This window comes from Leisingera sp. JC11, from assembly GCF_040704725.1.
GTDB lineage: Bacteria > Pseudomonadota > Alphaproteobacteria > Rhodobacterales > Rhodobacteraceae > Leisingera.
In genome coordinates, this window is sequence record NZ_JBFCVS010000001.1 from 293,783 (window position 1) to 317,222 (window position 23,440).

At 65.4% G+C, this 23,440-nt stretch carries 24 protein-coding genes and 2 tRNA genes; 10 read left to right on the forward strand and 16 right to left on the reverse strand.

Annotated elements, in window-relative coordinates; all coding sequences use genetic code 11:
* Positions 1-68: 68 nt before the first annotated feature.
* The 5 genes from AB1A62_RS01425 to AB1A62_RS01445 all read left to right on the forward strand — a co-directional run bounded on the left by AB1A62_RS01425 (position 69) and on the right by AB1A62_RS01445 (position 4,774).
* Positions 69-1,355: a homoserine dehydrogenase gene (locus AB1A62_RS01425; protein ID WP_366659382.1), complete on the forward strand. Its 1,287-nt coding sequence runs from the start codon at positions 69-71 to the stop codon at positions 1,353-1,355.
* Between the two features lie 157 nt (positions 1,356-1,512).
* Entirely contained in the window at positions 1,513-2,499 is a 987-nt protein-coding gene (glpX, locus tag AB1A62_RS01430) for a class II fructose-bisphosphatase (protein WP_366659384.1), read from the forward strand.
* A gap of 112 nt (positions 2,500-2,611) precedes the next feature.
* Positions 2,612-4,351, forward strand: coding sequence for a single-stranded-DNA-specific exonuclease RecJ (recJ, locus tag AB1A62_RS01435; RefSeq protein ID WP_366659473.1), 1,740 nt, complete (start codon positions 2,612-2,614; stop codon positions 4,349-4,351).
* Positions 4,352-4,455: 104 nt separating this feature from the next.
* A tRNA-Glu gene (locus tag AB1A62_RS01440) sits at positions 4,456-4,530 on the forward strand.
* 169 nt (positions 4,531-4,699) lie between these two features.
* Positions 4,700-4,774: transfer RNA gene (locus AB1A62_RS01445), tRNA-Glu, on the forward strand.
* 138 nt (positions 4,775-4,912) lie between these two features.
* Here the strand turns inward: AB1A62_RS01445 and AB1A62_RS01450 are convergent.
* The 5 genes from AB1A62_RS01450 to AB1A62_RS01470 form a co-directional block, all read right to left on the reverse strand.
* Positions 4,913-5,965, reverse strand: coding sequence for a GGDEF domain-containing protein (locus AB1A62_RS01450; RefSeq protein WP_366659386.1), 1,053 nt, complete (start codon positions 5,963-5,965; stop codon positions 4,913-4,915).
* Positions 5,962-6,549 carry a heme NO-binding domain-containing protein gene (locus AB1A62_RS01455; protein WP_366659387.1) on the reverse strand — a complete coding sequence of 196 codons (588 nt, stop codon included), beginning with the start codon at positions 6,547-6,549 and terminating at the stop codon, positions 5,962-5,964. Before AB1A62_RS01455 ends, AB1A62_RS01450 begins: the two co-directional genes overlap by 4 nt.
* A gap of 383 nt (positions 6,550-6,932) precedes the next feature.
* On the reverse strand, positions 6,933-8,492 hold the full coding sequence (locus tag AB1A62_RS01460; RefSeq protein WP_366659389.1) for a trimethylamine methyltransferase family protein: 1,560 nt from the start codon (positions 8,490-8,492) through the stop codon (positions 6,933-6,935).
* A gap of 245 nt (positions 8,493-8,737) precedes the next feature.
* A complete protein-coding gene (locus AB1A62_RS01465; RefSeq protein ID WP_366659391.1) occupies positions 8,738-9,427 on the reverse strand; it encodes an HAD family hydrolase in 690 nt (229 codons plus the stop codon).
* Positions 9,428-9,484: 57 nt separating this feature from the next.
* The gene (locus AB1A62_RS01470) at positions 9,485-9,769 is read right to left on the reverse strand and encodes a DUF3572 domain-containing protein (protein ID WP_366659392.1); all 285 of its coding nucleotides are present in this window, start codon (positions 9,767-9,769) and stop codon (positions 9,485-9,487) included.
* A gap of 115 nt (positions 9,770-9,884) precedes the next feature.
* Between AB1A62_RS01470 and AB1A62_RS01475 the strand changes: the two genes are divergently transcribed.
* The gene (locus tag AB1A62_RS01475) at positions 9,885-11,279 is read left to right on the forward strand and encodes a diguanylate cyclase (RefSeq protein WP_366659394.1); all 1,395 of its coding nucleotides are present in this window, start codon (positions 9,885-9,887) and stop codon (positions 11,277-11,279) included.
* Here the strand turns inward: AB1A62_RS01475 and AB1A62_RS01480 are convergent.
* The 5 genes from AB1A62_RS01480 to AB1A62_RS01500 all read right to left on the reverse strand — a co-directional run bounded on the left by AB1A62_RS01480 (position 11,267) and on the right by AB1A62_RS01500 (position 14,024).
* Positions 11,267-11,758, reverse strand: a complete 492-nt coding sequence (locus AB1A62_RS01480) for a GAF domain-containing protein (RefSeq protein ID WP_366659395.1) — start codon at positions 11,756-11,758, stop codon at positions 11,267-11,269. The two genes, AB1A62_RS01475 and AB1A62_RS01480, sit on opposite strands and share 13 nt — an antisense overlap.
* Before the next feature lie 297 nt (positions 11,759-12,055).
* The gene (locus tag AB1A62_RS01485) at positions 12,056-12,523 is read right to left on the reverse strand and encodes a periplasmic heavy metal sensor (RefSeq protein ID WP_366659396.1); all 468 of its coding nucleotides are present in this window, start codon (positions 12,521-12,523) and stop codon (positions 12,056-12,058) included.
* A gap of 20 nt (positions 12,524-12,543) precedes the next feature.
* Positions 12,544-12,918: a hypothetical protein gene (locus AB1A62_RS01490; RefSeq protein ID WP_366659398.1), complete on the reverse strand. Its 375-nt coding sequence runs from the start codon at positions 12,916-12,918 to the stop codon at positions 12,544-12,546.
* Complete coding sequence (locus AB1A62_RS01495) at positions 12,911-13,492, reverse strand: RNA polymerase sigma factor (RefSeq protein WP_366659399.1); 582 nt, start codon at positions 13,490-13,492, stop codon at positions 12,911-12,913. The genes AB1A62_RS01490 and AB1A62_RS01495 overlap by 8 nt, the downstream gene beginning before the upstream one ends.
* 67 nt (positions 13,493-13,559) lie before the next feature.
* Positions 13,560-14,024 carry an EF-hand domain-containing protein gene (locus AB1A62_RS01500; RefSeq protein WP_366659401.1) on the reverse strand — a complete coding sequence of 155 codons (465 nt, stop codon included), beginning with the start codon at positions 14,022-14,024 and terminating at the stop codon, positions 13,560-13,562.
* A gap of 198 nt (positions 14,025-14,222) precedes the next feature.
* On the opposite strand from AB1A62_RS01500, the gene AB1A62_RS01505 reads away from it, so the two are divergent.
* On the forward strand, positions 14,223-14,645 hold the full coding sequence (locus AB1A62_RS01505; RefSeq protein ID WP_366659403.1) for a DUF983 domain-containing protein: 423 nt from the start codon (positions 14,223-14,225) through the stop codon (positions 14,643-14,645).
* 4 nt (positions 14,646-14,649) lie between these two features.
* Positions 14,650-15,381 carry an NUDIX hydrolase gene (locus tag AB1A62_RS01510; protein ID WP_366659404.1) on the forward strand — a complete coding sequence of 244 codons (732 nt, stop codon included), beginning with the start codon at positions 14,650-14,652 and terminating at the stop codon, positions 15,379-15,381.
* 93 nt (positions 15,382-15,474) lie between these two features.
* Here AB1A62_RS01510 and AB1A62_RS01515 read toward each other — a convergent pair whose 3' ends face one another.
* The 3 genes from AB1A62_RS01515 to AB1A62_RS01525 are packed head-to-tail and all read right to left on the reverse strand — an operon-like array spanning position 15,475 to position 17,509.
* On the reverse strand, positions 15,475-16,377 hold the full coding sequence (locus AB1A62_RS01515; RefSeq protein WP_366659405.1) for an EamA family transporter: 903 nt from the start codon (positions 16,375-16,377) through the stop codon (positions 15,475-15,477).
* Positions 16,378-16,395: 18 nt separating this feature from the next.
* Positions 16,396-17,310, reverse strand: coding sequence for a fatty acid desaturase (locus tag AB1A62_RS01520; protein ID WP_366659407.1), 915 nt, complete (start codon positions 17,308-17,310; stop codon positions 16,396-16,398).
* Positions 17,303-17,509: a DUF2061 domain-containing protein gene (locus tag AB1A62_RS01525; RefSeq protein WP_174148285.1), complete on the reverse strand. Its 207-nt coding sequence runs from the start codon at positions 17,507-17,509 to the stop codon at positions 17,303-17,305. The genes AB1A62_RS01520 and AB1A62_RS01525 overlap by 8 nt, the downstream gene beginning before the upstream one ends.
* A gap of 114 nt (positions 17,510-17,623) precedes the next feature.
* Between AB1A62_RS01525 and AB1A62_RS01530 the strand changes: the two genes are divergently transcribed.
* Positions 17,624-18,484 (forward strand): helix-turn-helix transcriptional regulator, encoded by an 861-nt coding sequence (locus AB1A62_RS01530; RefSeq protein ID WP_366659408.1) that lies wholly within the window; start codon positions 17,624-17,626, stop codon positions 18,482-18,484.
* A 129-nt stretch (positions 18,485-18,613) separates the two neighbouring features.
* On the opposite strand, the gene AB1A62_RS01535 is transcribed toward AB1A62_RS01530, so the two are convergent.
* The 3 genes from AB1A62_RS01535 to AB1A62_RS01545 form a co-directional block, all read right to left on the reverse strand.
* Positions 18,614-19,372, reverse strand: coding sequence for an SDR family oxidoreductase (locus AB1A62_RS01535; RefSeq protein WP_174148283.1), 759 nt, complete (start codon positions 19,370-19,372; stop codon positions 18,614-18,616).
* Positions 19,369-20,844, reverse strand: a complete 1,476-nt coding sequence (locus AB1A62_RS01540) for a carnitine 3-dehydrogenase (protein WP_366659411.1) — start codon at positions 20,842-20,844, stop codon at positions 19,369-19,371. The genes AB1A62_RS01535 and AB1A62_RS01540 overlap by 4 nt, the downstream gene beginning before the upstream one ends.
* A 407-nt stretch (positions 20,845-21,251) precedes the next feature.
* Entirely contained in the window at positions 21,252-22,169 is a 918-nt protein-coding gene (locus AB1A62_RS01545) for a 3-keto-5-aminohexanoate cleavage protein (protein WP_366659412.1), read from the reverse strand.
* A 133-nt stretch (positions 22,170-22,302) separates the two neighbouring features.
* On the opposite strand from AB1A62_RS01545, the gene AB1A62_RS01550 reads away from it, so the two are divergent.
* A complete protein-coding gene (locus tag AB1A62_RS01550; protein ID WP_366659414.1) occupies positions 22,303-23,286 on the forward strand; it encodes a GlxA family transcriptional regulator in 984 nt (327 codons plus the stop codon).
* Positions 23,287-23,440 lie beyond the last annotated feature (154 nt).

The following is a 23,440-nucleotide window of genomic DNA, read 5'->3' on the forward strand; positions in this document are numbered from 1 at the left end:
GGCGTTGCACGCTTGCGCCGAACCCGCTAAGGCGGGGCGGACAAGTTTCGGACAAAGGACCTCCAGCCATGACAGAACCGCTACGCCTAGGGATTGCAGGCTTGGGCACCGTCGGCATCGGCGTGGTGAAGATCGTCCGCCGCCACGCGGCGCTGCTGGAGGCGAGGACCGGACGCCCTGTCGTGATCTCCGCGGTTTCAGCACGGAATCCGAACAAGAACCGCGGCGTGTCGCTCAAGGACTACGCCTGGGAAAACGACCCGGTGGCGCTGGCCGTGCGCGATGACGTCGATGTGTTCGTCGAGCTGATGGGAGGCCATAACGGCGCTGCCAAGGCCGCGACCGAGGCCGCGCTGGCCGCAGGCAAGGATGTGGTCACCGCCAACAAGGCGCTGCTGGCCATCCACGGTCAGGAACTGGCGGAACAGGCAGAGGCCGCAGGCCGGGTGATCCGCTTCGAGGCCGCTGTGGCCGGCGGCATCCCGGTGATCAAATCCTTGACCGAAGGCCTGGCCGGCAATGAAATTACCCGCGTCATGGGCGTGATGAACGGCACCTGCAACTACATCCTGACCCAGATGGAGGCCACCGGCCAGGGCTACAACGCCCTGTTCGAGGAATGCGGCCGCCTGGGCTACCTGGAGGCCGACCCGAACCTTGACGTTGGCGGCATCGACGCGGGCCACAAGCTGGCGCTGCTGGCCTCAATCGCCTTCGGCACCAAACCGGCCTTTGAAAAAGTGGAATTGGAAGGCATCCAGCGCATCCAGCTGGAAGATATCCGCGACGCCGCCGACATGGGCTACCGCATCAAGCTCTTGGGCGTGGCACAGCGCTCGCCCCGCGGGCTGGAACAGCGCATGTCGCCCTGCCTGGTGCCGGCCGACTCGCCGCTGGGCCAGCTGGAAGGCGGCACCAACATGGTGGTGATCGAAGGCGACTCGATTGAGCAGGTCGTGCTGCGCGGCCCCGGCGCCGGCGAAGGCCCCACCGCCAGCGCGGTGATGGGCGATATCCTTGACCTCGCCCGTGGCCTGCGCATTGCCACCTTCGGCCAGCCCGCCAGCACCCTGCAGGATGTGCCTGCCGCCCAGACCGGCCTGCCTGCGCCGTTCTACCTGCGCATGGGGCTGCTGGACAAACCCGGCGCGCTCGCCAAAGTCGCGGCCATTCTGGGCGAGGCCGGCGTGTCGATCGACCGGATGCGCCAGTACAGCCATAAGGCGCCGGTGGCGCCAGTGCTGTTCGTGACGCATAAATGCACCCGTGCCACCCTGGACACCGCGCTTGAGGGCCTCTCTGCCACCGATGTGGTCGACGGCACCCCCGTTGCCCTGCGCATCGAAGAGGTCTGATCCGCGCCAAAAGGGGCAAAATTGAGCTTATTTACGCGCCGCGGCAGGGATTTCCTGCCGCAGCAGCGCCTATCGCCCCTTGCGAGCCTGCCCCGCCCCGCGCTATTCGGCTTGGAACGCCCATTCACATCTGACCCGTTGAGACAGGATTTCCGGTATGACATCGAACACCTCTGACGCGCCCTTTCATGACCGTATGCTGTCGCTGGGCCTTGCCCGCGTTGCCGAGCAGGCCGCTCTGGCCTCTGCCTCGCTGATCGGCCGCGGCGACGAGAAGGCCGCCGACCAGGCCGCCGTCAACGCTATGCGCGAGCAGCTGAACCTGCTGGATATCGCAGGCGTGGTGGTGATCGGCGAAGGCGAGCGCGACGAGGCCCCGATGCTGTACATCGGCGAGGAAGTCGGCACCGGCAACGGCCCCGGCGTTGACATCGCGCTGGACCCGCTGGAAGGCACCACCCTGACCGCCAAGGACATGCCGAACGCGCTGACCGTGATCGCCATGGGCCCGCGCGGCTCCATGCTGCACGCGCCGGACACCTATATGGACAAGCTGGCGGTTGGCCCGGGCTACCCCGAAAACGTGGTCTCTCTTGACATGTCCCCGCGCGAGCGTGTCGAGGCGCTGGCCAAGGCCAAGGGCTGCGCGCCGTCCGACATCACCGTCTGCATCCTGGAGCGCCCGCGCCACGAAGCGATGATCGCCGAAGTGCGTGAAACCGGCGCCGCGATCCGCCTGATCACTGACGGCGACGTGGCCGGCGTCATGCATTGCGCCGACAGCGATGTGACCGGCATCGACATGTATATGGGCCAGGGCGGCGCGCCTGAGGGCGTGCTGGCTGCCGCGGCACTGAAATGCATGGGCGGCCAGATCTTCGGCCGTCTGCTGTTCCGCAACGACGACGAGAAGTCCCGCGCCGCCAAGGCAGGCATCACCGATCTGGACCGCGTCTATTCCCGTGACGAGATGGTCACCCAGGACGTGATCTTCGCCGCCACCGGCGTCACCGGCGGCTCGCTGCTGCCCGCGATCAAGCGCACCCCGGGCTGGGTTGAGACCACCACCCTGCTGATGCGTTCCAAGACCGGCTCTGTGCGCCGCATGTCCTACCGCACACCGCTGGAACCGCACCAGAAGTGAACCGGCACTGCGCCTGGGAAGCGGCTTGCGCCGCTGCCTCCGGCGGGAGTATTTGACCAAAGAAGAAGGGCCGGATCCATTTGGGTCCGGCCTTTACACATGGGGGCAGATGATGAGTTTTCTGGGAGTTGAGCAATCCCTGACCGGGCGCCGCTGGGTCGGTCCGGGGGTTGAGGTGGACCGCGCGTCCGAGATGATGGCGCAGCAGACCGGCCTGCCCCGCTCTGTCTGCCAGGTGCTGGCCCGGCGCGGCGTGCCCGCGATGGAGGCCAAGGGGTTTCTTGAACCCAAACTGAAAGAGCTGCTGCCTGACCCGCGCGAGATGAAGGACATGGAAGCCGCCGCGACCCGGTTCCTGGAAGCGGTCCGGCGCAAGCAGCGGATTGCGGTCTTTGCCGACTATGACGTCGATGGCGGCAGCTCTGCCGCGCTGCTGCTGGTCTGGCTGCGGCAGATGGGGCTGCAGGCGACGCTCTACATCCCAGACCGCATCGACGAGGGCTATGGCCCGAACGTGCCCGCCATGCAGGAACTGGCGGCAGCGCACGACCTGATCATCTGCGTGGACTGCGGCACCTTGAGTCACGAGCCGATTGCAGCCGCTAAGGGCGCCGACGTGATTGTGCTGGACCACCACCTGGGCGGCGAAACGCTGCCCGACTGCGTGGCGGTAGTGAACCCCAACCGTCAGGACGAAAGCGGCGACCTCGGCTATTTCTGCGCGGCCGGTGTGGTGTTCCTGATGCTGGTCGAAGCGGGCCGCCAAATGCGCGAGGCAGGCGCCAAGGGTCCGGATCTGATGGCGCTTCTCGATCTGGTGGCGCTGGCCACCGTGGCGGACGTGGCGCCGCTGATCGGCGCCAACCGGGCTCTGGTGCGCCAGGGGCTCAAGGTAATGGGCGCCCGCAACCGTCCCGGGCTGGTGGCCCTCTCCGATGTCTCCCGCATGGATTCGGCGCCCTCCACCTATCACCTGGGTTTCCTGCTGGGACCGCGGGTCAATGCCGGCGGGCGGATCGGCAAGGCCGACCTCGGCGCCCGCCTGCTGTCCACCGACAACCCGCATGAGGCCGCCGCCCTGGCCGAACGGCTGGACGAGTTGAACACGGAACGCCGCGACATTGAAAACGCCGTGCGCGCAGCGGCGCTGGAGCAGGCCGAAGAACGCGGGCTGGAGGCCCCCCTTGTCTGGGCCGCCGGCGGGGGCTGGCACCCGGGCGTGGTGGGTATCGTCGCCTCCCGCCTCAAGGAGGCCGCCAACCGGCCCGCCATCGTGATCGGCTTTGACGGGGAGGTGGGCAAGGGCTCGGGGCGCTCTGTCTCCGGCGTCGACCTCGGCGCCTCGATCCAGCGGCTTGCGGCTGAGGGCCTGCTGGTCAAGGGCGGCGGCCACAAGATGGCGGCGGGCCTTACCGTGATGCGGGACAAGCTGGAACCTGCCATGGAGCGGCTGTCCGAACTGCTGGCCAAACAGGGCGCTGGCCAAGGCGGCCCGGCAGACCTGAAGCTTGACGGCGCCCTAATGCCCGGCGCTGCCAATGTGGATCTGATCGAACAGATAGAACAGGCAGGCCCCTTCGGGGCCGGCGCCCCTGCCCCGCGCTATGCGCTGCCGGACCTGCAGGTGCGCTTTGCCAAGAAAGTGGGCGAAAGCCATCTGAAGCTTTCCCTCAGTGACGGCATGGGCGGCGGCATCGATGCGATCAGCTTTGGCGCCTTTGACACCGCCTTGGGCCCCCGCCTGCTGGAGCATGGCGGTGCCCGCTTCCATTTCGCCGGCCGGCTGGAAGTCAACACCTGGGGCGGCCGCCAAAGCCCCCAGTTGCGCCTGGAGGACGCCGCCGAAGCGTGAGAATTCAAGCACTTGCAGCCTGTGGATAAGAAAATGCGCGAATGCGTATTTTTCCTCTTGCGGGTTCCAGCGCTTATAACTAAATACCCGCTCACGCACAGAGTGGCCCGTTCGTCTATCGGTTAGGACGCCAGGTTTTCAACCTGGAAAGAGGGGTTCGATTCCCCTACGGGCTGCCACTTCCCCCGCCAGACACAGACAGTCTAGACGCGTTGATAGCGCGGCTTTTCGCGTTTGTTTTCAGCGAATTAGTCCTGCAGGGCGGCACGCAAAAAATCTTCACATTTCCGCAAAAATCCTCTTGCGCCCAGCAGGCGCAATCAGTAAACACCGCCTCACAAACAGAGTGGCCCGTTCGTCTATCGGTTAGGACGCCAGGTTTTCAACCTGGAAAGAGGGGTTCGATTCCCCTACGGGCTGCCACTTTTTCCGGACAAATGAAAAGACGAGTGCACACCGCGATGGCGATGCGCGGACAGCTTCTGATCACTTTCAAGCCATAGAATGATCGCATCTGGCACGCTTCAGGAAGCTGGCGCCAGTGCGTGCGGCAGCCCTGCCTCAGGTGGCCGGGCCGCGCGCTGCGGCTGACTGGGACGGCACCGCAGCCTCTTCACCGGCGCCGCCTGCTTTGTCCATGCCCTCCCGGTAAAAGCAATGCTGCGCCCGGCCGGCACGTTTGGCGGCATACAAGGCCAAGTCCGCCTGATTCAGCAGCACCTGGGCGTCCGGCACATTTTGCCAGGTGGACAGGGTTGTCCCGGCGCTGGCCGATATCCGGCAGGTCTGACCGCCAAAGGGGATCGGCTCCTCCAGCCGCTGGATGAGGCGTTTCGCAATCGCCGCCAGCCTGCCTGTGTCCAGGACGCCCTCGAGAATCATCACAAATTCGTCGCCGCCAACCCGGGCAACCGTGTCCGATTGGCGGGTGCATTCCACCATCAGGCGCGCGGCCTGCTGCAGCACCGCGTCGCCCGCCGCGTGCCCCAGCGTATCATTGACCTGTTTGAAGAAATCCAGGTCCAGATGCATCAGCGCAAACTCGCGGCCGCTGCTGATCAGCCGCGTCAGCACATGATCCATCGCCCGGCGGTTCTTCAAGCCTGTCAGCGTGTCGGTAAAGGCCTGTTCCTCCGCGGCGATCTTGGCCCCCTGCAGCCGCAGGTTCAGCTGCCGCGAGGCCTCCATCGCTGCGGATTTCGCCTCCACCAGATACAGCATCTCGATGGTCAGATCGGTGGGGGAAAAATCCGCGCTGGTCAGATCGTAGTCCCGCACCGCCTCCAGCACGGAAATCCCGAAGGACAGGTTGACGAACGCGCCCTGCCCGTCCGGCAGCGGCGTGCACACTCCTTTGAGCCCGGTCTGCGGCGTGTCCCGGAATTGCAGGTGAAGCTTGCTGCCGGCAGCTGCCAGCAGATCCTCCACAGAACGCACCGAGCGCGGCCGCGAAAGATCGAAGATGCGGAAGAACCGCCGCCCTTCCCAATGCAGCCGCGGACGCAGCTTTTTCAGGGTCGGCCCGGCGGACACAATCCGGCCCTTGTTGTCCACGATCACAAACATCGGGCAGATCACATCTGCCATTCCGGTCAGTTGCTGGAGTGTCATCATAACGAATGCGCCCCCAGATCGAATTCCCGCCCGGCGGCGAATTTGGTTTCCACCAGGGTGATGGAAATCACCTCGGCGCCGCCATGGATGCCGCTGTGATCCAGAAACACCAGATCGCCATAGTCATCCGCCATAGCCCGCAGAACCCCCATCAGAACATGCGCGTACCCCGGCAGCCCCGGCTGGCAAATCAGTTCGAACTGGTCGGGTGCCTGCTCCAGCAGTTCCAGCCCGGGCAGATGCAGATCCGAAACTGCCAGCCGCGCACGATCCGGCAGATCATCCAGCGAATGCAGGAATTCCACATAGTTCACGCCGCCAAACCGCAGCAGCCGCCGCAGCGCTTCCACCTGCGGGTTGGACACCAGGAAGGTTCCCATGTCCTCCAGCATTTCCGGCAGCGGGCGGGCCAGGACTTTTTCCATCGCCGACAGCATCAGGCCGGATTGCTCTTCGCTATAATACAGCATTGCCTCGAACTCGGTAAAACCGAGTCCGGCCTCTTCCATGACCTCTTCCCAGCGGTCAGCCCCGTAGGTACTCGTCACAAAAGCCTGAATCGCCCTGTTGATCAGACCGTGCATGCAATGGCCCCTCTTTGCCCATGGCACAGTCTTGACGCCTGCTGGTTAAGAAAGACCCAACAAAGCAGGAGCACCCGGCAATTAACGCACGAATTTTCCGCTTTTTCTTCCCCTAGCACGAAACCTGCACCCTCAGCATCCGCTACCCCGCACACCGTCCGGCCATTATATGCCAACCGCTGCGCTGGCCAATCACTTCTGACGCAGGCAGATCAGATTCACAGCATCCGCCTCCGGCTCCAAATGACGTTCCACTGCTCACTACTGAACCCGCAGCCCCGCGGTGACAAGCCTGCGGCTGCAAGCCGGCGGTTTCTTACCAGCGGGCTGCGGACGCAAAAAAGCGGAGGCGCTGCCTCCGCTTCTACTGCCTGATCCAAGGCTCAGAAATCAGTGGGCGCTCCGCCTTCCGCTTTTCTCCGGGCCACAAAATCCGCCAGTTCATCCCGGATCCCGGCATCCATCGGCGGTTCCTCGAAACTGCCGATGATCTCCTTGAACATCTTATGCGCGCGCTCCGCGGTCCAGGTAGCGCCGGCCGCCTCCCAGGCCTCATAGTTGCGCCAGTCGCTCAGGAACGGCTGGTAGAAGGCCGAGGCATAGCGGTCCTGGGTGTGCTGGATGCCGAAGAAGTGGCCGTCGTTGCCGACCTCCTTGATTGCATCCAGCGCAATCTCTTCCGGCCCGGTGGCCGAGATCTGCGGCTGCATGTAGCGTTCGATCTGCTGCAGGATTTCGCAATCCATGATGAACTTCTCGGGGCTGGCGATCAGCCCGCCCTCCAGCCAGCCGGCCGCGTGGTAGACCATGTTGGTGCCCGACTGCACCGCCGCCCACAGCGAGTTCGATGTCTCCCAGACCGCCTGCCCGTCCGGCACGTTGGCCGCGCAAACCCCGGAGGAGCGCATCGGCAGCCCGTAGAACCGCGCCATCTGCCCGGTCATCTGGGTCGAGCGCATGTATTCCGGCGTGCCGAAGGCCGGCGCGCCCGATTTCATGTCCACGTTCGACGTGAAGGTGCCGATCACGCAGGGCGTGCCGGGACGCACGTACTGGAACAGCGCAATCGCGCACAGGCTTTCGGCAATCGACTGCGCCACTGCGCCCGCCATGGTCACCGGCGCCATTGCCCCCGCCAGGGTGAAGGGCGACACCACGATCGCCTGGCCGCGCCGGGCCAGCCGCAGGCAGCCGTCGATCATCGGGAAGTCGTGCTTCAGCGGCGAGGTGGAGTTGATGTTGGTGTACATCCGCGGCTTGGCCTCGAACTCCTCATGGCTCAGGCCGCCGGCAATCCGCACCATCTCCATCACATCCTCGACCCGCTCCTTACCCAGCGAGTAGGCATGCATCGCCTTGTCGGTGATGGTCAGCTTGTCATAGAGCACATCCAGGTGGCGGACCGAGGCATGGATGTCCACCGGCTCCACCGGGTAACCGCCGGCAAAGTGGATGCAGTTGAAGTACTGGGTCAGCTTCAAGAGGTTTCGGCACTGCTCCCGGTTGCCTGCCACCTTCCTGTTGAGTTCCATGTCCCAGTAATTCGGCGGCGAGGACACGTTGCCGAACAGGATGTGATTACCGCCCAGCGGAATGGTCCGGTCCGGGTTGCGCGGGGTGATCGAGAACTCGCGCGACGCTTTACCCACCATCTCCATCACGAAGTCGCGGTCCATCCTGACCAGCTCGCCCTCGACCTTGACGCCGGCCTGCTTGAAGATCTCCAGCGCTTCGGGGTTCAGGAACACCACGCCGATCTCCTCCAGGATCCGCATGGCACCCTCGTGGATCGCCTGAATGCCCTCCTCGCTCAAAGGTTCGGTCGGCCGGTCGATGTTGACCGGAATCTGCCAGGGCATCTGCTCCAGCACCTCGCTGCCGCGCCGGGCCGCCGCGCCAGCCCTGCCCCCGCCCCGCCGTTTGCGTGCGCCTGTCTCTGCCATGCCGGCCTCCCTGAGTTCGAATTTGCAACGTGCTGCTAGCTGCCAACTGTGCCAGTCCCACCGTCCTGAACCTGTCCGTTCACGACTTCGGCTGTCGTTTTCACCCCATCAACTGCCGTGGCTGGCCACTTCTGTACACATGTGACTAGTCTGACACATAGAAATGCCGCCGCACAAGCCCAGTACGCCGGCAGTCTTTCAGGAAGTTGTGCGCCGCCGGGAATCAGCCGCGGGGCAACAGCGGCTCAGCGGTCCAGCCAGCCGGGGATATGGCCGATGTCCGGCAGCACGGTATCCGCGTGCGGCAGCAGCTCCTCGCGCAGCGCCATGCCGGTCAGAACCCCGATCCGCTGCATCCCCGCGGCCGCGCCGGCCTCCAGGTCGTGGCGGCTGTCGCCCACCATTGCGGTGCGTGAAGGCTCAACGCCCGCCGCCTTGCAGAACGCCAGCAGCGGATCCGGGTCCGGCTTGGCGCCATGACCGCTGTCGCAGCCCGCGACAAAGGCGAACCGGTCCAGCACACCGGCCCGCTGCAATTGGCTCTTGGCGGAAAACTCGGCGTCGTTGGTCATCACGCCCAGCACCTTGCCGCGCGCCAGCAGGCCGTCGAGAAATTCCGCCAGCGGCACTGCCGGCGCCAAATCCGCGTCCGAGGCGCTCTGCGCCAGGTAGTCCGTCAGCTCTGCAAGACTCATATGCGCAACATAGGGGGCAAGGGCCTCAGCAACTTCGTCGTTGGAACTGGCAATCACCAGGCTGTCCGGATTGAACGCCTCGCGCTCCAGGTCATAGCTGATCGCCTCGGCCATTGCCTTTTTGGCCGTCTGGTCCCCCCTGGAAAGGGCGTCCAGAAGATCGGCGGCCCAGCCATCCCAGGTGGCGGCAAAGTCGAACAGGGTTCCGTCCTTGTCGAACAGGAAAGCGTCTACCGGCATGGCGGGTCCTTTCTCCGCGGGATTCGGGCAGGACCCTAGGGCCGGCCTCAACCATTCTCAAGTCCAGTTCACCTGCGCACCGCCTGGAAGCGACATCCGCGCCTGCATCGGCAGCTCATAAGCCAGCCCTTCGGAATCGCAGAACTGCATCACCCAGGCATCGTCCATCGTTAAGAAATCGAGCACCGACCCCAGAAACGCCGGTTCGGACGCCTGCGCCCGCAAATCCGCCTCGCTGGCCCCGGTGGCGCCCAGAAACACCGGTAAAAGCTCATCATTTCCGGCCAGCCAGGCCAAAGCCTTGAGCGCCAGCGTTTCAGCTGCATCAGCGGATATCCGCATGTTCTCCACACTCCTGCCGTTTTGCGGCCAATTTAGTAAAAATCCGAAAGGGTTTCTTAACCAGTCTCAGCAAAATTGGAAGGCATAGGAATTGCAAGGGGCGAAAGGATACCGCGTGCAAGGCACCATCCTGGTCATCGACGGCGTCTCCACCAACCGCATCATGCTGAAGGTGCAGCTGGCGGCTGCCTATTACGATGCGGTCCAGGCCGGCAGCGTGGCCGAGGTGCTGCAGGCCGCGCGCAGCTGCAGCCCTGATCTTGTGCTCACCGCCATGTCGCTGCCCGATGGCAGCGCCGCAGATGTCAAACGCGCGCTGGCAGCGGATGAGGCGCTGGCCGACCTGCCGGTGATCGCGGTTTCCGACTGGGAGGGCCACAAGGCCCGGCTGCAGGCACTGGCCGCAGGCATTGACGATGTGCTGCAGCAGCCGGTGGACGACGTGATCCTGCAGGCCCGCATCCGCAGCCTGCTGCGCGCCCGCAGCGCCAGCGAGGAGCTGAACCTGCAGCGCGACGCCTCGCACGGGTTCATCCTGCCGCTCTGCGACCGCGCCTGCGCCGAGGATCTGCGCAATGCCACCGTCGCCCTGGTGGCCGAGGACCCGCGCACCGCCATGGCCTGGCGCGACCATCTCTCGGCCCGCCTGCCCTATGAGCTTCGCACCCATGCCATCAGCGACATCCAGGGGCTGATGCAGGCGCCGGTCGCCGATGCCATCATCATCGAGCTGAACGAGGCCTCGGCCGGCCCCGGCCTGCGGCTGCTGGCCGACCTGCGCGCCCGCGCCGCCACCCGCAAATCAGTGGTGATCGCTGTGCCGAACCCGGCGGATCCCATGATTGCCGCCGAAGCGCTGGACCGCGGTGCCCACGATGTGCTGCAAACCGGCTTCGACGTGGAGGAACTGAACCTGCGCCTCACCGCCCAGCTGCAGCACAAGATCCGCAACGACCGGCTGCGCGACAGCGTCCGCAACGGATTGCGCGCCGCGGTTCTGGACCCGATGACCGGGCTGTACAACCGCCGCTACGCCAAGCCTTTCCTCGACCGGGTGGCGCACTCCGCCTCTGAGACCGGCGAGAAGTTTGCCGTCATGCTGGCCGATCTCGACCACTTCAAGCGGATCAACGATGTTTACGGCCACCCGGCCGGGGACGCCGTGCTGGTTGAAGCCGCCCGCCGCATGCAGGCGGTGCTGCGCCCGGCGGACCTCCTGGCCCGGGTCGGCGGCGAGGAGTTCATGGCGGTGCTGCCCGGCGCCACCGAGGCCGAGGCCGGCCTCGCCGCGATTGCTCTCTGCAACGCCATAAACAGCACCCCGTTCCAGCTGCCCGGCGCCGCCGAACCGGTCAAGGTGACCATCAGCATCGGTGCGGTAATGGGCGGTGCGGGCCACGACAGCACCACCGCCGCACTGGTCGAAAAGGCCGATCAGGCGCTCTATGATGCGAAGGACGCCGGCCGCAATCAGGTGACCCTGACGCCCGAGTGCACTCAGGCCGCCTGACCGGCAGCAATCAGCTCCCTGCCAACCGCCTCGCTCAGCGCCGCCATCATTTCCAGTTCCGGTGGCGCAAACGGTTCGCGGGCCTCAATGGCGGTGAAGTTGACCGTTCCCCAAGGCGTGCCGCCGATTTTGATCGGCGCACCGATGTAAGTTTCCAGCCGGAACATTTCGTAACAGGGGTGCCCGGCGATCTCAGAACTGCCCGCCTTGTGAAACGCCAGAGGCGCCTCTGCGTTCAGGGTGTGGACACAATAGGTGTCCCCCAAACCGAATTCGGTGCCGGGATCGACTTCAACCTCGTCCGACACGCAGTACATGACAACATACCTGCAGCCCCGAACATTACTCACCAAGGCCGACGCTGTTTTGAACAGTTCGTTCCCGCAGGCAAGCAGACGTATTATCTTCTCCTGCGGCTTAAGATCCTGACGCTCTGCAATCGCCAGAACATCCGCTGCTGCCTCTTCAATTCCTTCCATTCTGGACCGTTTCCCCTTTTCTTTGGGACTTAAACGGGGCCTGGCACCACTAATCCTACCCGGTTCGCCAGTTCCCGGGGCGCACGTGTGCCACGTGCCCCTAGGCTGATCCTTCTGCAGGAGATCCATCAAAGCAACGGGGGACAGGCTGCACAGCACTTGATCCGGCAATTTGCAATCTGAGGGCGCTGCGCCCTTCAACCGTAAGACGCTACAGTCACCTGATAGGTGAAACGCTGCCGCAATGCTCGTGCGGCCCGCGGCAAACAGCAAAGGCGCGCGAGTGATTCTGCCGGCCTATTCCGCCTCGCGCCAGCCGTGCCGCTTGCCCTTGCCGCGGCGCTGCATGCGTTCTTCCATGCGGCCGGCAAACTCCATCCGCTCCTCCGGCGTCATCGCTTCCAGCTTGCGCACCCAGGCCTCCTGCACCTTGGTGTGGAACTCATGGCGCGCCTCAGCCTGCGCCCGCAACAGTGCCAGCAGGGCCGCACTATCAAACGCCTCGCTGCGCAGCGCCGCAACAACTGCTTCGCCTTCTGCATGACGGCGCCTCACAAAGCTGCCATGGCCGCCGCCGGCTTCCTGCCGCAGCGCCTTGCGGGTGCCGGGGTCCAGCTCGCGGAAGATCATCGCCCCGACCGACGGCGGCCGCTGCCAGTGCCTGTCCTTGCCCCCGAACCGCCAGGCCGCCCCGGCGGCGATGCCGATCACCGCCAGGTTCAGCGCCAGCGAAGCCGCCAGCAGCAGCTTCAGCCACAGCTTCATTCCGGGTTTTCCCTCCGCAGTCATTGCAGGTCCTCGCTCAGCATCAGCGCCATGTCATAGCTCTCATCGGCAAACGCGCTGCCGCTGTCCTCATAGCCGGCCAGCGCCACCGGATCCGGCACAAAGGAGGGCGGCGCCACCCCGATCCACAGGCCCGCCGCGCTGGCCGCCGCCAGCCCGCCCATCGCGGGCCAGCCGCCGACCGCCTCGATCAGCTGCCGCCACAGCGGCTGCCGGGCCGCCCGCGCGGGCCGCGACGCCCGAAAGCCCGCTTGCTCCCGCGCTGCGTCCGCCAGGATGGCGGCGCTCAGATGCTCCGGCACCGCGGGCCGCTCGCTGCGTGCCGCGGCAAACAGATCCTCCAGCTCCTGCAATGCTTTATCCGTGTCAGCCATCGCTATACCCCAACTCTTCGCGCCGCCCGGCCAGTGCCGCGGCCAGCGCCCGTTTGCCCCGGGCGGTCAGACTTTCCACCGCCTCGACGCTGATGTCCATGATCCCGGCAATCTCCGGATTGGAAAGCTCCTCCAGATGCCGCAGCACCACCGCCTGCCGCTGCCGTTCCGGCAATTGCATCAGGGCGGCCTGCAGCGCATCCTGCCGCGCCCCCTCCTGCATCTGCTCCGCCGCCGAGCGGCCCGGATCCGGCGGTTCCGGCACCGCGTCCAGATCCACATACCCGCCGCGGGCGCGCCGCTTGCGGTCGATGCACAGGTTCATCGCCACCCGGTACAGCCAGGTCGAGACCTGCGCCTCCCCCGGCCGCCAGTCCGGCGCCATTTTCCACAGGCGAAGCATCGCCTCCTGGGTCACATCCTCGGCCTCGGCGCGGATCCCCATCACCCGCATCGCAACGCCAAAGACCCGCGGCCCCAGCCGCGCGGTCAGCTCCGCCGCGGCCCGCCCGTCGCCATTCGCGTAGAGCACCAGCAAGGCATCGTCGGAGGCCTTCTCCGCCGATGCGCTCATGGCCGCCGGACCCGCAGCAGGGGTCCGGCGCCGCAATATTTCCGCGTTGTGCAGCACGCTTCAGCGATCAGTTCTGCTCCGTTTCTTCCCCGTTCCAGCGTTTGCCGCCGTGCCGCGACCGGGCCTCTTCAAACTCCTGCTTCGAGATCCCGCCGCTGCCATCGGCATCCATGCGGTCGAACATCCTGCCCGCGCGGCGCGGCTGCGGCATCTCGTCCTTACTCAACGCGCCATCGCCGTCCTTGTCAAAGCGTTCCAGCATCCGGGCGGCCCGCTCATTGGCGTGCTCCCGCGCCCGCGCCTGCATTTCCTCCAGCGTCAGCTTGCCGTCGCCATCGGTATCCGCCTTTGCAAAATGCGCGTCCTTCATTGCCTGAATCTCAGCCTTGGTGACCTCGCCATTGCCGTCCGCGTCGATTTCCTCAAAGGACATCCGCGGCCCATGGTGCCCGAACCCCTGGGCCAAGGCGGCGCCGCCTGCGGTCACAGCAGCAGCGGCAACGATCGCGGCGATGAACTTGACGTGTTTCATATCGTCTTTCCTTTGTCCTGCGGCAGCCTCTCGCTGCCCGATGCACAGGAAAAACGCGCCGCCCCCGCGCTTCCGTCGCAGAAATCCAAATAAATTTTTCACCCGGCACGTTGCGGCAAACCGGCACAGAAACCGGGCTTTCCCCTTCCCCCCCCTTCTGAAGCGCGCAAAGATGTGCCCAGCACACAGGAATTTGCCATGACCGAGTCCCCTGCCGCGACGGCCCCCGGAACCGAGCCCGACCGCCCCACCATGCCCGCCCTGGCCAAGGGCTGGCGCTGCAGATGCCCGGAATGCGGGGAAGGAAAGCTGCTGCATTCCTATCTCAAGGTGAACAGCAGCTGCAGCCACTGCGGCCTCGACCTGACCCATGCCCGCGCCGATGACGGGCCCGCTTACCTGACGATTCTGATCGTCGGCCACATCATGGCGCCCATGATGCATGTGGTCTATTTCTCCTGGCGGCCGGAGCCCTTGGTGATGTTCACGGTTTTCACGATTGGCTGCCTGGCATCTTCCCTCTATCTTCTGCCGCGGATGAAGGGGATTGTCATCGCCTACCAATGGGCGCGGCGGATGCACGGCTTCGGCAAGGCCACCCCGGCAGGACAAGGGCAGTAACACGATGAGCGAGACGTATCTCAGCGGCGAGACCACCACCGACAAGACCGCAATCCGCAACGCGGCAACGGTGATCGCGATGCGCGGCCGGATGTCGGCGGACCCGCAGGTTCTGATGGGCCAGCGCGGCTCCAAGGCGGCATTTATGCCGAATAAATTCGTCTTCCCGGGCGGCGCAGTGGATTTGGCGGATGCAGACATTCCGCTGGCTTCGCCGATTTCCCCTGTCTGCCAGGACCGCCTCGCCGACAAAGCTCCGGATGGCCTTCACCACGCCCTCGCCGTCGCCGCGGTGCGCGAGCTGTGGGAGGAAACCGGTCTGATCCTGGGCGAGCCGGGCAATTGGCAAGGGGATGTCCCCGAAGACTGGCAGAGCTTTGCTGCCACCGGCCATGTCCCCTCCGCCCGCGCCATGCAGTTCGTGTTCCGCGCCCTGACCCCGCCGGGCCGCCCGCGCCGCTTTGACGCGCGCTTCTTCCTGGTGGATGCAGATCAGATCACCGGCAATCTGGATGATTTCTCCCGCGCCGCAGATGAGCTGTCGCATCTGCAATGGATCCCGCTCAGCCAGGTGCGCAGCTTTGATCTCCCCTTCATCACCGAGGTGGTGCTGGCCGAAGTCACCGCCCGCGTCCGCGATGCCGAGCCGCCGCAAAGCGTGCCCTATTTCCACAACAACGACGAGGCCAGCCTGTTCCTGCGCCTCAAGGGCTATCCGATGCCCGCCGACGGGTAACGTTTCCCGGCGCGGGAAACGCCCCGGCAACCACGTGTTTTCCGGGCCGGAATTGCCGCAGAATTCCGGCCGCCCTGCCGCAGGCGCCGTGCCTCAAAGGGCCAGAACCAGCACCAGGATCGACACCACCAGCAGGCCCATCCCTGCCAGCTCGCGCGCCGTGACTTTCTCCTTGAAGAACAGCACCGAGGCCAGCAGCGACAACAGCAGCTCCACCTGCCCCACCGCCTTCACATAGGCCGCGTTCTGCAGCGTGAAGGCCCAGAACCAGCAGAAAGAACCGCCCATGCTGGTGAGCCCCACCCAGACGGCCACTTTGCGCGCGGCCCAGACCCGGGCGATCTCGCCCTTGTCGCGCAGGCCGAGCCAGACCAGCATGAACAGGGTCTGCAGGCTCACCACCGCTGCCAGCGTCACCGCCGCGCGGAATGCGGGCTCCAACTCGCTGAGCTGCAGGGAGGCACCGCGGTAGCTGACCGCCGAGAAGGCAAACAGCACCCCCGACCCCAGCCCCAGCTGCGAGGCGCGGTTGGTCAGATGCCGCCACCAGGGGCCTGCCGTGTCCGGCGTCTTGGACAGCACCAGCACCGCCGTCAGCCCGATCAGGATCGCCGCCCAGCCGCCAAGGCTGACCGGATCGCCCAGCACCGCCAGCCCGACGATGGCGGTCTGGATCACTTCGGTCTTCTTGAAGGTGATCCCAACCGCGAAATTGCGCTGCTTGAACAGCGCCACCACGCAGACCGTTGCCAGGATCTGCGCCGTGCCGCCGATGGCCGCAAACATCCAGAACTTCGCCCCCAGTTCCGGCAGGCTCCGCCCCGAGACCGCCAGATAACCCGCCAGCCCGGCCAGGATGAACGGTGCGGAATAGACAAACCGGGCGAAGGTGGCTCCGCCCGGCGACAGCGTCACGCTGCTGAGGACCTTCTGCAGCATGAAGCGCACGGTCTGAAAGCTGGCAGCGGCAATGGAAACGGGGATCCAGGCAAACATGCCCCTGCTTATGCGGGTTTATTCCCCCTGCTGCCAGAGCGGATGCGGCACCGGGTCCTTGGCGCGCAGCAGGTAGTTGCGGAAAATCTGCAGGTAGTTGCGGTAGAAATACCCGTCATTGGCGGCCAGGAACTCCGCCCGGCGCGTCTGGTACAGCCGCGGCAGCGCATACCAGGGCACGCCCGGATGCATGTGATGCACGATATGCAGGTTGTTGTTGAGGAACAGAAAGGCCAGCGGCCCCTTGTCCTCGATCACCACGGTGCGGCCGCGGGCGGTCTCATGCGCCCGGTGCTCCAGAAAGGTGCGGATCTTCAACAGGCCAAGCCCCAGGTAGGCCCCGGCAACCGCCGCCCACAGCGGCGCCGGCGACTGCAGCACCACCCAGATCACAACCGCCAGGCCAACGGCATGCAGCCCCCAGTCGCGGACAATGCCCGGCTCGCCCCGGCGCGCCAGCCGCCAGTCGCCCGCCATGAAGCAGAGCTGCCCGATCAGCGGCCCCAGCACCACCCGGCCCAGCAGCGTGTTGTTGACCCGCAAAAGCATCTTGCGCCAGCCGGGCAGCCGGGCCCAGACCGCCGGATCCTGGAAATTGCTCTCCGGATCGTCATAGGGATCGGTCAGCGCCTCATCCTCGTGATGCGCCAGATGGGTGTCGCGGAACCGGCCATAGGGAATTGCCAGGCTGAGCGGAAAGAACATCAGCGCCTCGTTGAGCCAGCGGCTGCGGAACGGGTGCCCGTGCAGCGCCTCGTGGGTCAGCGAGGAATGCAGCGCCGCCATCAGGCCCAGCGCCAGAACCGTCAGCAACAGGCCGGCCTGCGGCAGCAGCCACAGCGCTGCCAGCCAGCCGCCGTGGCAGGCAATGATCAGCGCCAGGGTGCCCCATTCGACGCCGCGCGGCAGGTAGTCCCGGCCCCCCTCAGACATGGCTGCGCCCCCAGCTGATTTTTGCCCAGACGCGCTCGTAGAACAGATATACGGTGAAGCCGATGCCGGTGTTGACCAGCGCCATCATGCCGCCTGCCTTGACCGAACCGGTAGCGATCAGCCCCACCAGCGTCATCGAGACCAGCCCGAGAACGTTCCAAATCACCGCCTTTACAATGGAGCGCCTGCGCGTTTCCATCTTTCCTCCTGAAATTCTTCGATAAGTGCTTGTTTCCAAACTACCGCGGCAGGCACCTGTGCAGAATTCCGAATGCAGTTAACAAAATCCATCAATCATGATATTTCTAAACGCATGATGGAAAATATCGACAAACGGGTGCGGGCAGAGCAGTTCCGGCAAAGATTGAACCGGGCGCTGCGCGACAGCGGCCTCAGCCAAAGCGCCCTGGCCCGCGCCGTCGGCGTCGACCGCTCCACCATCTCGCAGCTCTTGACGGATGAGGGCGCCCGGCTGCCCAACGCCCATGTGGTCGGTGCCTGCGCCGGCGCGCTGGGGGTCTCCGCCGACTGGCTCCTCAGCCTCTCCGACCGGCCCGAAAGCGCCGCCGAGCTGCTGGCCTCCAGCCTCACCCTCTCCGAAGCCCCGCGCGCGCTGGTCGATGAAAAGATCTTCGACTGGCACCAGGAGGCCGAGGGCTATAAGATCCGCCACGTCCCCGCCGCGCTGCCCGACATGCTGAAAACCCGCGCGCTCTTGGAATGGGAATACGCCCCCCATCTGGGCCGCACCGCGGGCCAGGCCATTGGCGCGTCGGAGGACCGCCTGACCTGGATGCGCCAGTCGCCGTCCGATTATGAAATCGCCCTGCCGCTTTATGAGCTCGACAGCTTTGCCCATGCGGTTGGCTATTACGAAGGTCTGCCGCTGGAGATCCGGCTGGAACAGCTTCAGCAGTTCGAACGGCTCTGCGAGCAGCTCTACCCCCGCCTGCGCATCTATCTGTTCGATGCCAAGCGGCTCTACTCCTCACCGATCACTATTTTCGGCCCGCTTCTTTGCGTGTTCTACGCCGGCACCCATTACCTCGCCTTCCGCGACAAGGAGCGGATCGCCACCTTCACCAGCCACTTCGACAATCTGGTGCGCGAGGCCGACATCACCGCGCGGCAATTGCCGGGACGGCTGCGGGCTCTGCGGGCGGCAATTTCCTGATACGCCCGGCCAGTGGGCAGATTGTCCACCCTACGCAGCACTTTCACTAAGGGCAGCGCCCGCCCCGAGGGGGCGGGACGGGCGGAACACTTAACCGTAGGGTGGGCGATTCCGCCCACCACCCAGACCTCACACCTTGGGATCCGGGTTCACCGTATGGCCGTCGACGGCAATCACCTGCCCCGACACCAGCCTTGCCGCGTCCGATCCCAGGAACACCGCCATATTGGCAATGTCGCGGGCTTCGACAAAACTGCCCATAGAGGTGCCGGAGGCATATCCCGCATAGACCTCGTCCCGGGTCATGCCCTTGGCCGCCGCTTCACGCTCCAGCACGCCTTCCATCCGCGGGCCTTCGACAGCACCGGGACAGATCGCATTGGCACGGATGCCAAAGGGGCCAAGCTCCATCGCCAGCGTCTTCATCAGGCCGATGACCGCCCATTTCGCCGACGCATAGGGCGCCCGGTTCGGATAGCCGTACTGCCCCGCGGTCGAGGAGGTCACGATGATCGACCCGGCCTTCGCAGCCTTCATCACCGGCGCCGCGTATTTCGCGGCCAGAAAGCAGCCTTCCAGGTTGACGCTCACACATTTGCGCCAGTCCTCCAGCGCAATGTCCTCGATCAGCGCGGTGGGCCCGGCAATGCCTGCATTGGCGCACAGCACGTCCAGCCCGCCCCAGACCTCGGCGATCTCAGCAAACAGCGCCTTCATGCCCGCCTCGTCGGTGGCGTCCACCGCCGTGGCCCGCCAGCCCTCCGGCACATCTGCCAGCGCCACCGCGCTCACATCCGTGACCCAGACCTGATGGCCGGCGGCGGCAAAGCCCTCGGCCATCGCCCGTCCGATGCCGGAACCGCCGGCGGTGATCAGAACCCGGCTCAACGCGGCGCTCCAATCGCACGGCCCAGCCCCTCCGGCGCCGGCAGTGCCGCATGGGCCTCAGCGAGCTTGACCAGATTGGCCTCGATATGCGCCGCGGGCGGCGCCGAGCGGCGGGTCGCAAGGTCCACATGCAGCAGCATATGCTCGCCGGTCGCCAGCAGCCGCTCGCCCGAATACATCTCGTGCCACAGGTGCATCTTCTTGCCCGCGCCCATGATCACCCGGGTTTTCACCTGGATCGGGTCGCCCGCATGCACTTCGTCGATGTGGCGTATGTGGGTTTCAGCGGTGAAGTAGCTGCCGCCGTTGGCGATATAGTCCGCATCGCAGCCGATGATCATCATCAGCCGGTCAGTGGATTGTGCAAAAGCATCCAGATAGCGGCTCTCGGTCATATGGCCGTTGTAATCGGTCCAGTCCAGCGGCACCACGCGGCTCTGAGTCAGCACCGGCTGGCTCAGGTCCTCCAGATCCTCAATCGCGCGCACCAGCCCGGCCTCGCCCTCGCGGCCCTTGTCATGGGCATTCTGCAGCGCACCCGCACCCCAGTCGTTGTTGCCCAGCGCCCGCATCATGCCGACCAGGTTGTCATCGCGGATCCGCTCCATCTCGCGGATGTCCAGATGGCCCGACTGTGCGTCCGACTGGCCTGCGATCAGGTCGACCAGATCGTCGGTGAATTCCGGCACATCCATCAGCTTGGTCCAGGGCCAGGACAGGCAAGGCCCGAACTGTGCCATGAAGTGGCGCATTCCGGCCTCGCCGCCCGCCACCCGGTAGGTGTCGAACAGCCCCATCTGCGCCCAGCGGATGCCAAAGCCGTAGCGGATCGCGTTGTCGATCTCCTCGGTGGTGGCGATGCCGTCCTTGACCAGCCACAGCGCCTCGCGCCAGACCGCCTCCAGGAACCGGTCCGCCACATGGGCGTCGATTTCCTTCTTCAGGTGCAGGGGATACATGCCGATGGCGGTGATGATCTCCTTGGCGCGGTCGATGACACCGGCCGGGTTGGCCTCCGTCGTGACCAGCTCTGCCAGCGGCAGCAGGTAAACCGGGTTGAACGGATGCGCTACCACGATCTGGCCGGGGTTCTCGCGCCCGTCCTGCAGCTGCGACGGCTTGAAGCCGGAGGTGGACGAGCCGATCACCGCATCCGGCGCGCAATGGGCCTGCAGTTCGGCATAGACCTTCTGCTTCAGGTCCAGCCGCTCCGGCACGCTCTCCTGCACCCATTCGGCGCCATCCACGGCCTCCGCAATGGTCTCATGGAACGACAGTTGCCCTTCCGCAGGCAGCGCCACATTGCCCAGACCGGGCAAGCTGCGGCGCGCGTTGCCCAGCACTTCGCTGATCTTGCGTTCCGCTTCAGGGTCCGGGTCGAACACCCGCACGTTCCAGCCGTTCAGGAGGAACCGCGCGGCCCAGCCGCCGCCGATAACCCCGCCGCCGATGATTGCTGCTGTCTTTGTCATCTGAGTACCCTAGTATCCTTCAACCGTGATGACGTTTCCCTGGTCATCCAGTTCTTGCCAAATTCCAAACAGCTGATTCCGCGCCGAACACGTTTTGGTCTCAGCCATGCATTGCCCGCGGCAGTCCGAAGCCCGTGTGCAGGACCTTCCCGCATCGGCAAACGGCAGGATGCATTCGTAGGAAACATGCGGATGCTGCAACAGGTAGCTCCCGCCTTGCTCCTCGCACATCTTTTCCTCGCGCACATCCCGCACCGGCCCCGCAGGCTCCGCCTCAGGCAAACAGGCCTGAAGCACCAAACAGAAGGAGAGACTGATCGGGAGGAGACGCATCGCCGTGTTGCTGCCTAACCGGTGCATAGGGGGTGTACAGGGGGTGCACGCAGGGCACCCCCAGTTTCGGTCTCTTACTTCGCTACCGGCGCGCGTTTGGTCAGGCCCAGCTTTTCGCGCACTTCCTGCGGCCCGATCACCCGCGCGCCCATGTTCGACACGATGGTATTGGCCCGCTCGACCAGCTGCCAGTTTTCCGCCAGCACGCCCTTGTCGAGCCACAGATTGTCTTCCAGCCCGACCCGCACATTGCCGCCCGCCAGCACCGACGCCGAGGCATAGGCCATCTGGTTACGGCCCAGCGCAAAGGCCGAGAAGGTCCAGTCATCCGGCACGTTGTTGACCATCGCCATGAAGGTATTGAGGTCATCCGGCGCGCCCCACGGCACCCCCATGCACAGCTGCACCAGCGCGTTCGGCTCCAGAATCCCCTCTTTTACCAGTTGCTTGGCGAACCACAGATGGCCGGTGTCGAAGGCCTCGATCTCCGGCTTCACGCCCAGATCGGTCATCATCTGGCCCATTGCCCGCAGCATGCCGGGGGTATTGGTCATCACGTAATCGGCCTCGGCAAAGTTCATGGTGCCGCAGTCGAGGGTGCAGATCTCGGGCAGGCATTCCGCCACATGCGCCACCCGCTCGGTAGCGCCCACCATATCGGTGCCCGCTTCTTTCAGCGGCAGCGGGTTTTCGGTGTCGCCGAACACCATGTCGCCGCCCATGCCCGCAGTCAGGTTCAGCACCACATCCACCTCCGCGTCGCGGATCCGGTCGGTCACCTCGCGGTAAAGATCCAGCCGCCGCGACGGCACGCCGGTCTCCGGGTCGCGCACATGGCAGTGCACGACAGCCGCCCCGGCCTTGGCCGCAGCGATGGCGCTGTCGGCGATCTGCTTCGGTGAACGCGGCACATGCGGGCTGCGGTCCTGGGTGCCGCCGGAGCCGGTCACGGCACAGGTGATGAAGACTTCCCGGTTCATTTCCAGAGGCATTTTCGTTTTCCCTTCAATGTACAGGGTTTTGCCTCGGGTTATCCCCAGGCTCCTCCCCAGATTCTGATTTGCGCTGACAGCGACTCTGCCGCAGCCTTTTACGGCACAGTTTACACCAGGCGAATCGAAGTTGATGAAATCCGCAAAAAACATCCTGCAGCCCGAAAACCGGCCGCTGAAAACGGCGGTGCTGGTTCTGGACGAATGCAACACGCTGTCCTTTGCGGCCGCGGTTGACCCGATGCGCGCCGCCAACCGGCTGGCCGGGCGGGCGGCATTCGACTGGGACTACGTCAGTGCGACGGCAGAGCCGCCGATGCTGACCAGCGGCCTCACCGTGCCCAGTTTCCCGCTGGCCCGGCTGCAGGGCTGCGAGCTGCTGATCGTCGTCGCAGGCTTCCAGCTTGCGCGCCATGCCACCCCCAGCCTGCTGGCAGGCCTGCGCCGCATCGCGGCCACCGGCGCCACAATTGCCGGCATCGACGGCGGCCCCTGGCTGATGGCCGAGGCCGGGCTTCTGGACGGCCATCCCGCCACCACCCACTGGGAAGACCTGGAGAACTTCTCTGCCCGTTTCCCGGAGGTGGATGCCCGCAATGACCGCTTCACCGTGTCCGACGCCCGCCTGACCTCCGGCGGCGCCACCCCGGCGATCGAAATGATGCTGCACATCATCGGCGCCCGCCACGGCGCGGGCTTCGCCTCCCGCGTGGCCGGGCTGTTCCTGTTCGACGGGCCCGCCGCCCTGCCGCGCCCGCAAAGCCGCCTTGGCGGCCGCGCCCACAGTGCGCTCACGGCCAAGGCCAATGCGCTGATGGAGGCTTCGCTGGATGAGCCGCTGCCGCTGGCACAGATTGCCGAGACCCTCGGCACCAGCCCGCGCAGCCTGCAGCAGCAGTTCCGGCTCAAGCTCAACACCACGCCGCAGGACCACTACTTGCAGCTGCGCCTGGCCGAGGCCCGCCGCCTGGTCACCGATACCGCGATGCCGCTGATGGAAGTGGCACTGGCCACCGGCTTCACCTCGCAGTCGAGCTTTGCCCGCGCCTTCCGCACCGCGCACGGCACCTCTGCCCGCGACCTGCGCCAGGAGCAGGCCCGCCCGACCGCGCATTGACCGGCAGCCCGGCCCCGCGGGTCAAGGTCCGCGCAGCGGCGGTGCGCAGCACCGTTCACCCTTGACGCGCAATCCTTGAATACACTCGCGAAGGCGCTTCAGGGCATAGGCTCCGCCCGTTCGGCCCTGAAACCGTCCCCCGGACGGTTTTCGA

Coding starts and splice junctions, on each gene's coding strand:
- AB1A62_RS01455 (WP_366659387.1), bottom strand. CDS start 6,549: ATGCACGGTCTGATCAACAGGGCGATTCAGGCTTTTGTGACGAGTACC.
- AB1A62_RS01470 (WP_366659392.1), bottom strand. CDS start 9,769: ATGCGGATATCCGCTGATGCAGCTGAAACGCTGGCGCTCAAGGCTTTG.
- AB1A62_RS01460 (WP_366659389.1), bottom strand. CDS start 8,492: ATGGCAGAGACAGGCGCACGCAAACGGCGGGGCGGGGGCAGGGCTGGC.
- AB1A62_RS01480 (WP_366659395.1), bottom strand. CDS start 11,758: ATGGAAGGAATTGAAGAGGCAGCAGCGGATGTTCTGGCGATTGCAGAG.
- AB1A62_RS01465 (WP_366659391.1), bottom strand. CDS start 9,427: ATGCCGGTAGACGCTTTCCTGTTCGACAAGGACGGAACCCTGTTCGAC.
- AB1A62_RS01450 (WP_366659386.1), bottom strand. CDS start 5,965: ATGATGACACTCCAGCAACTGACCGGAATGGCAGATGTGATCTGCCCG.
- AB1A62_RS01490 (WP_366659398.1), bottom strand. CDS start 12,918: ATGGCTGACACGGATAAAGCATTGCAGGAGCTGGAGGATCTGTTTGCC.
- AB1A62_RS01505 (WP_366659403.1), top strand. CDS start 14,223: ATGACCGAGTCCCCTGCCGCGACGGCCCCCGGAACCGAGCCCGACCGC.
- AB1A62_RS01545 (WP_366659412.1), bottom strand. CDS start 22,169: ATGCCTCTGGAAATGAACCGGGAAGTCTTCATCACCTGTGCCGTGACC.
- AB1A62_RS01520 (WP_366659407.1), bottom strand. CDS start 17,310: ATGTCTGAGGGGGGCCGGGACTACCTGCCGCGCGGCGTCGAATGGGGC.
- AB1A62_RS01510 (WP_366659404.1), top strand. CDS start 14,650: ATGAGCGAGACGTATCTCAGCGGCGAGACCACCACCGACAAGACCGCA.
- AB1A62_RS01550 (WP_366659414.1), top strand. CDS start 22,303: ATGAAATCCGCAAAAAACATCCTGCAGCCCGAAAACCGGCCGCTGAAA.
- AB1A62_RS01425 (WP_366659382.1), top strand. CDS start 69: ATGACAGAACCGCTACGCCTAGGGATTGCAGGCTTGGGCACCGTCGGC.
- glpX (WP_366659384.1), top strand. CDS start 1,513: ATGACATCGAACACCTCTGACGCGCCCTTTCATGACCGTATGCTGTCG.
- AB1A62_RS01500 (WP_366659401.1), bottom strand. CDS start 14,024: ATGAAACACGTCAAGTTCATCGCCGCGATCGTTGCCGCTGCTGCTGTG.
- AB1A62_RS01540 (WP_366659411.1), bottom strand. CDS start 20,844: ATGACAAAGACAGCAGCAATCATCGGCGGCGGGGTTATCGGCGGCGGC.
- AB1A62_RS01525 (WP_174148285.1), bottom strand. CDS start 17,509: ATGGAAACGCGCAGGCGCTCCATTGTAAAGGCGGTGATTTGGAACGTT.
- AB1A62_RS01515 (WP_366659405.1), bottom strand. CDS start 16,377: ATGTTTGCCTGGATCCCCGTTTCCATTGCCGCTGCCAGCTTTCAGACC.
- AB1A62_RS01495 (WP_366659399.1), bottom strand. CDS start 13,492: ATGAGCGCATCGGCGGAGAAGGCCTCCGACGATGCCTTGCTGGTGCTC.
- recJ (WP_366659473.1), top strand. CDS start 2,612: ATGAGTTTTCTGGGAGTTGAGCAATCCCTGACCGGGCGCCGCTGGGTC.
- AB1A62_RS01530 (WP_366659408.1), top strand. CDS start 17,624: ATGATGGAAAATATCGACAAACGGGTGCGGGCAGAGCAGTTCCGGCAA.
- AB1A62_RS01485 (WP_366659396.1), bottom strand. CDS start 12,523: ATGAAGCTGTGGCTGAAGCTGCTGCTGGCGGCTTCGCTGGCGCTGAAC.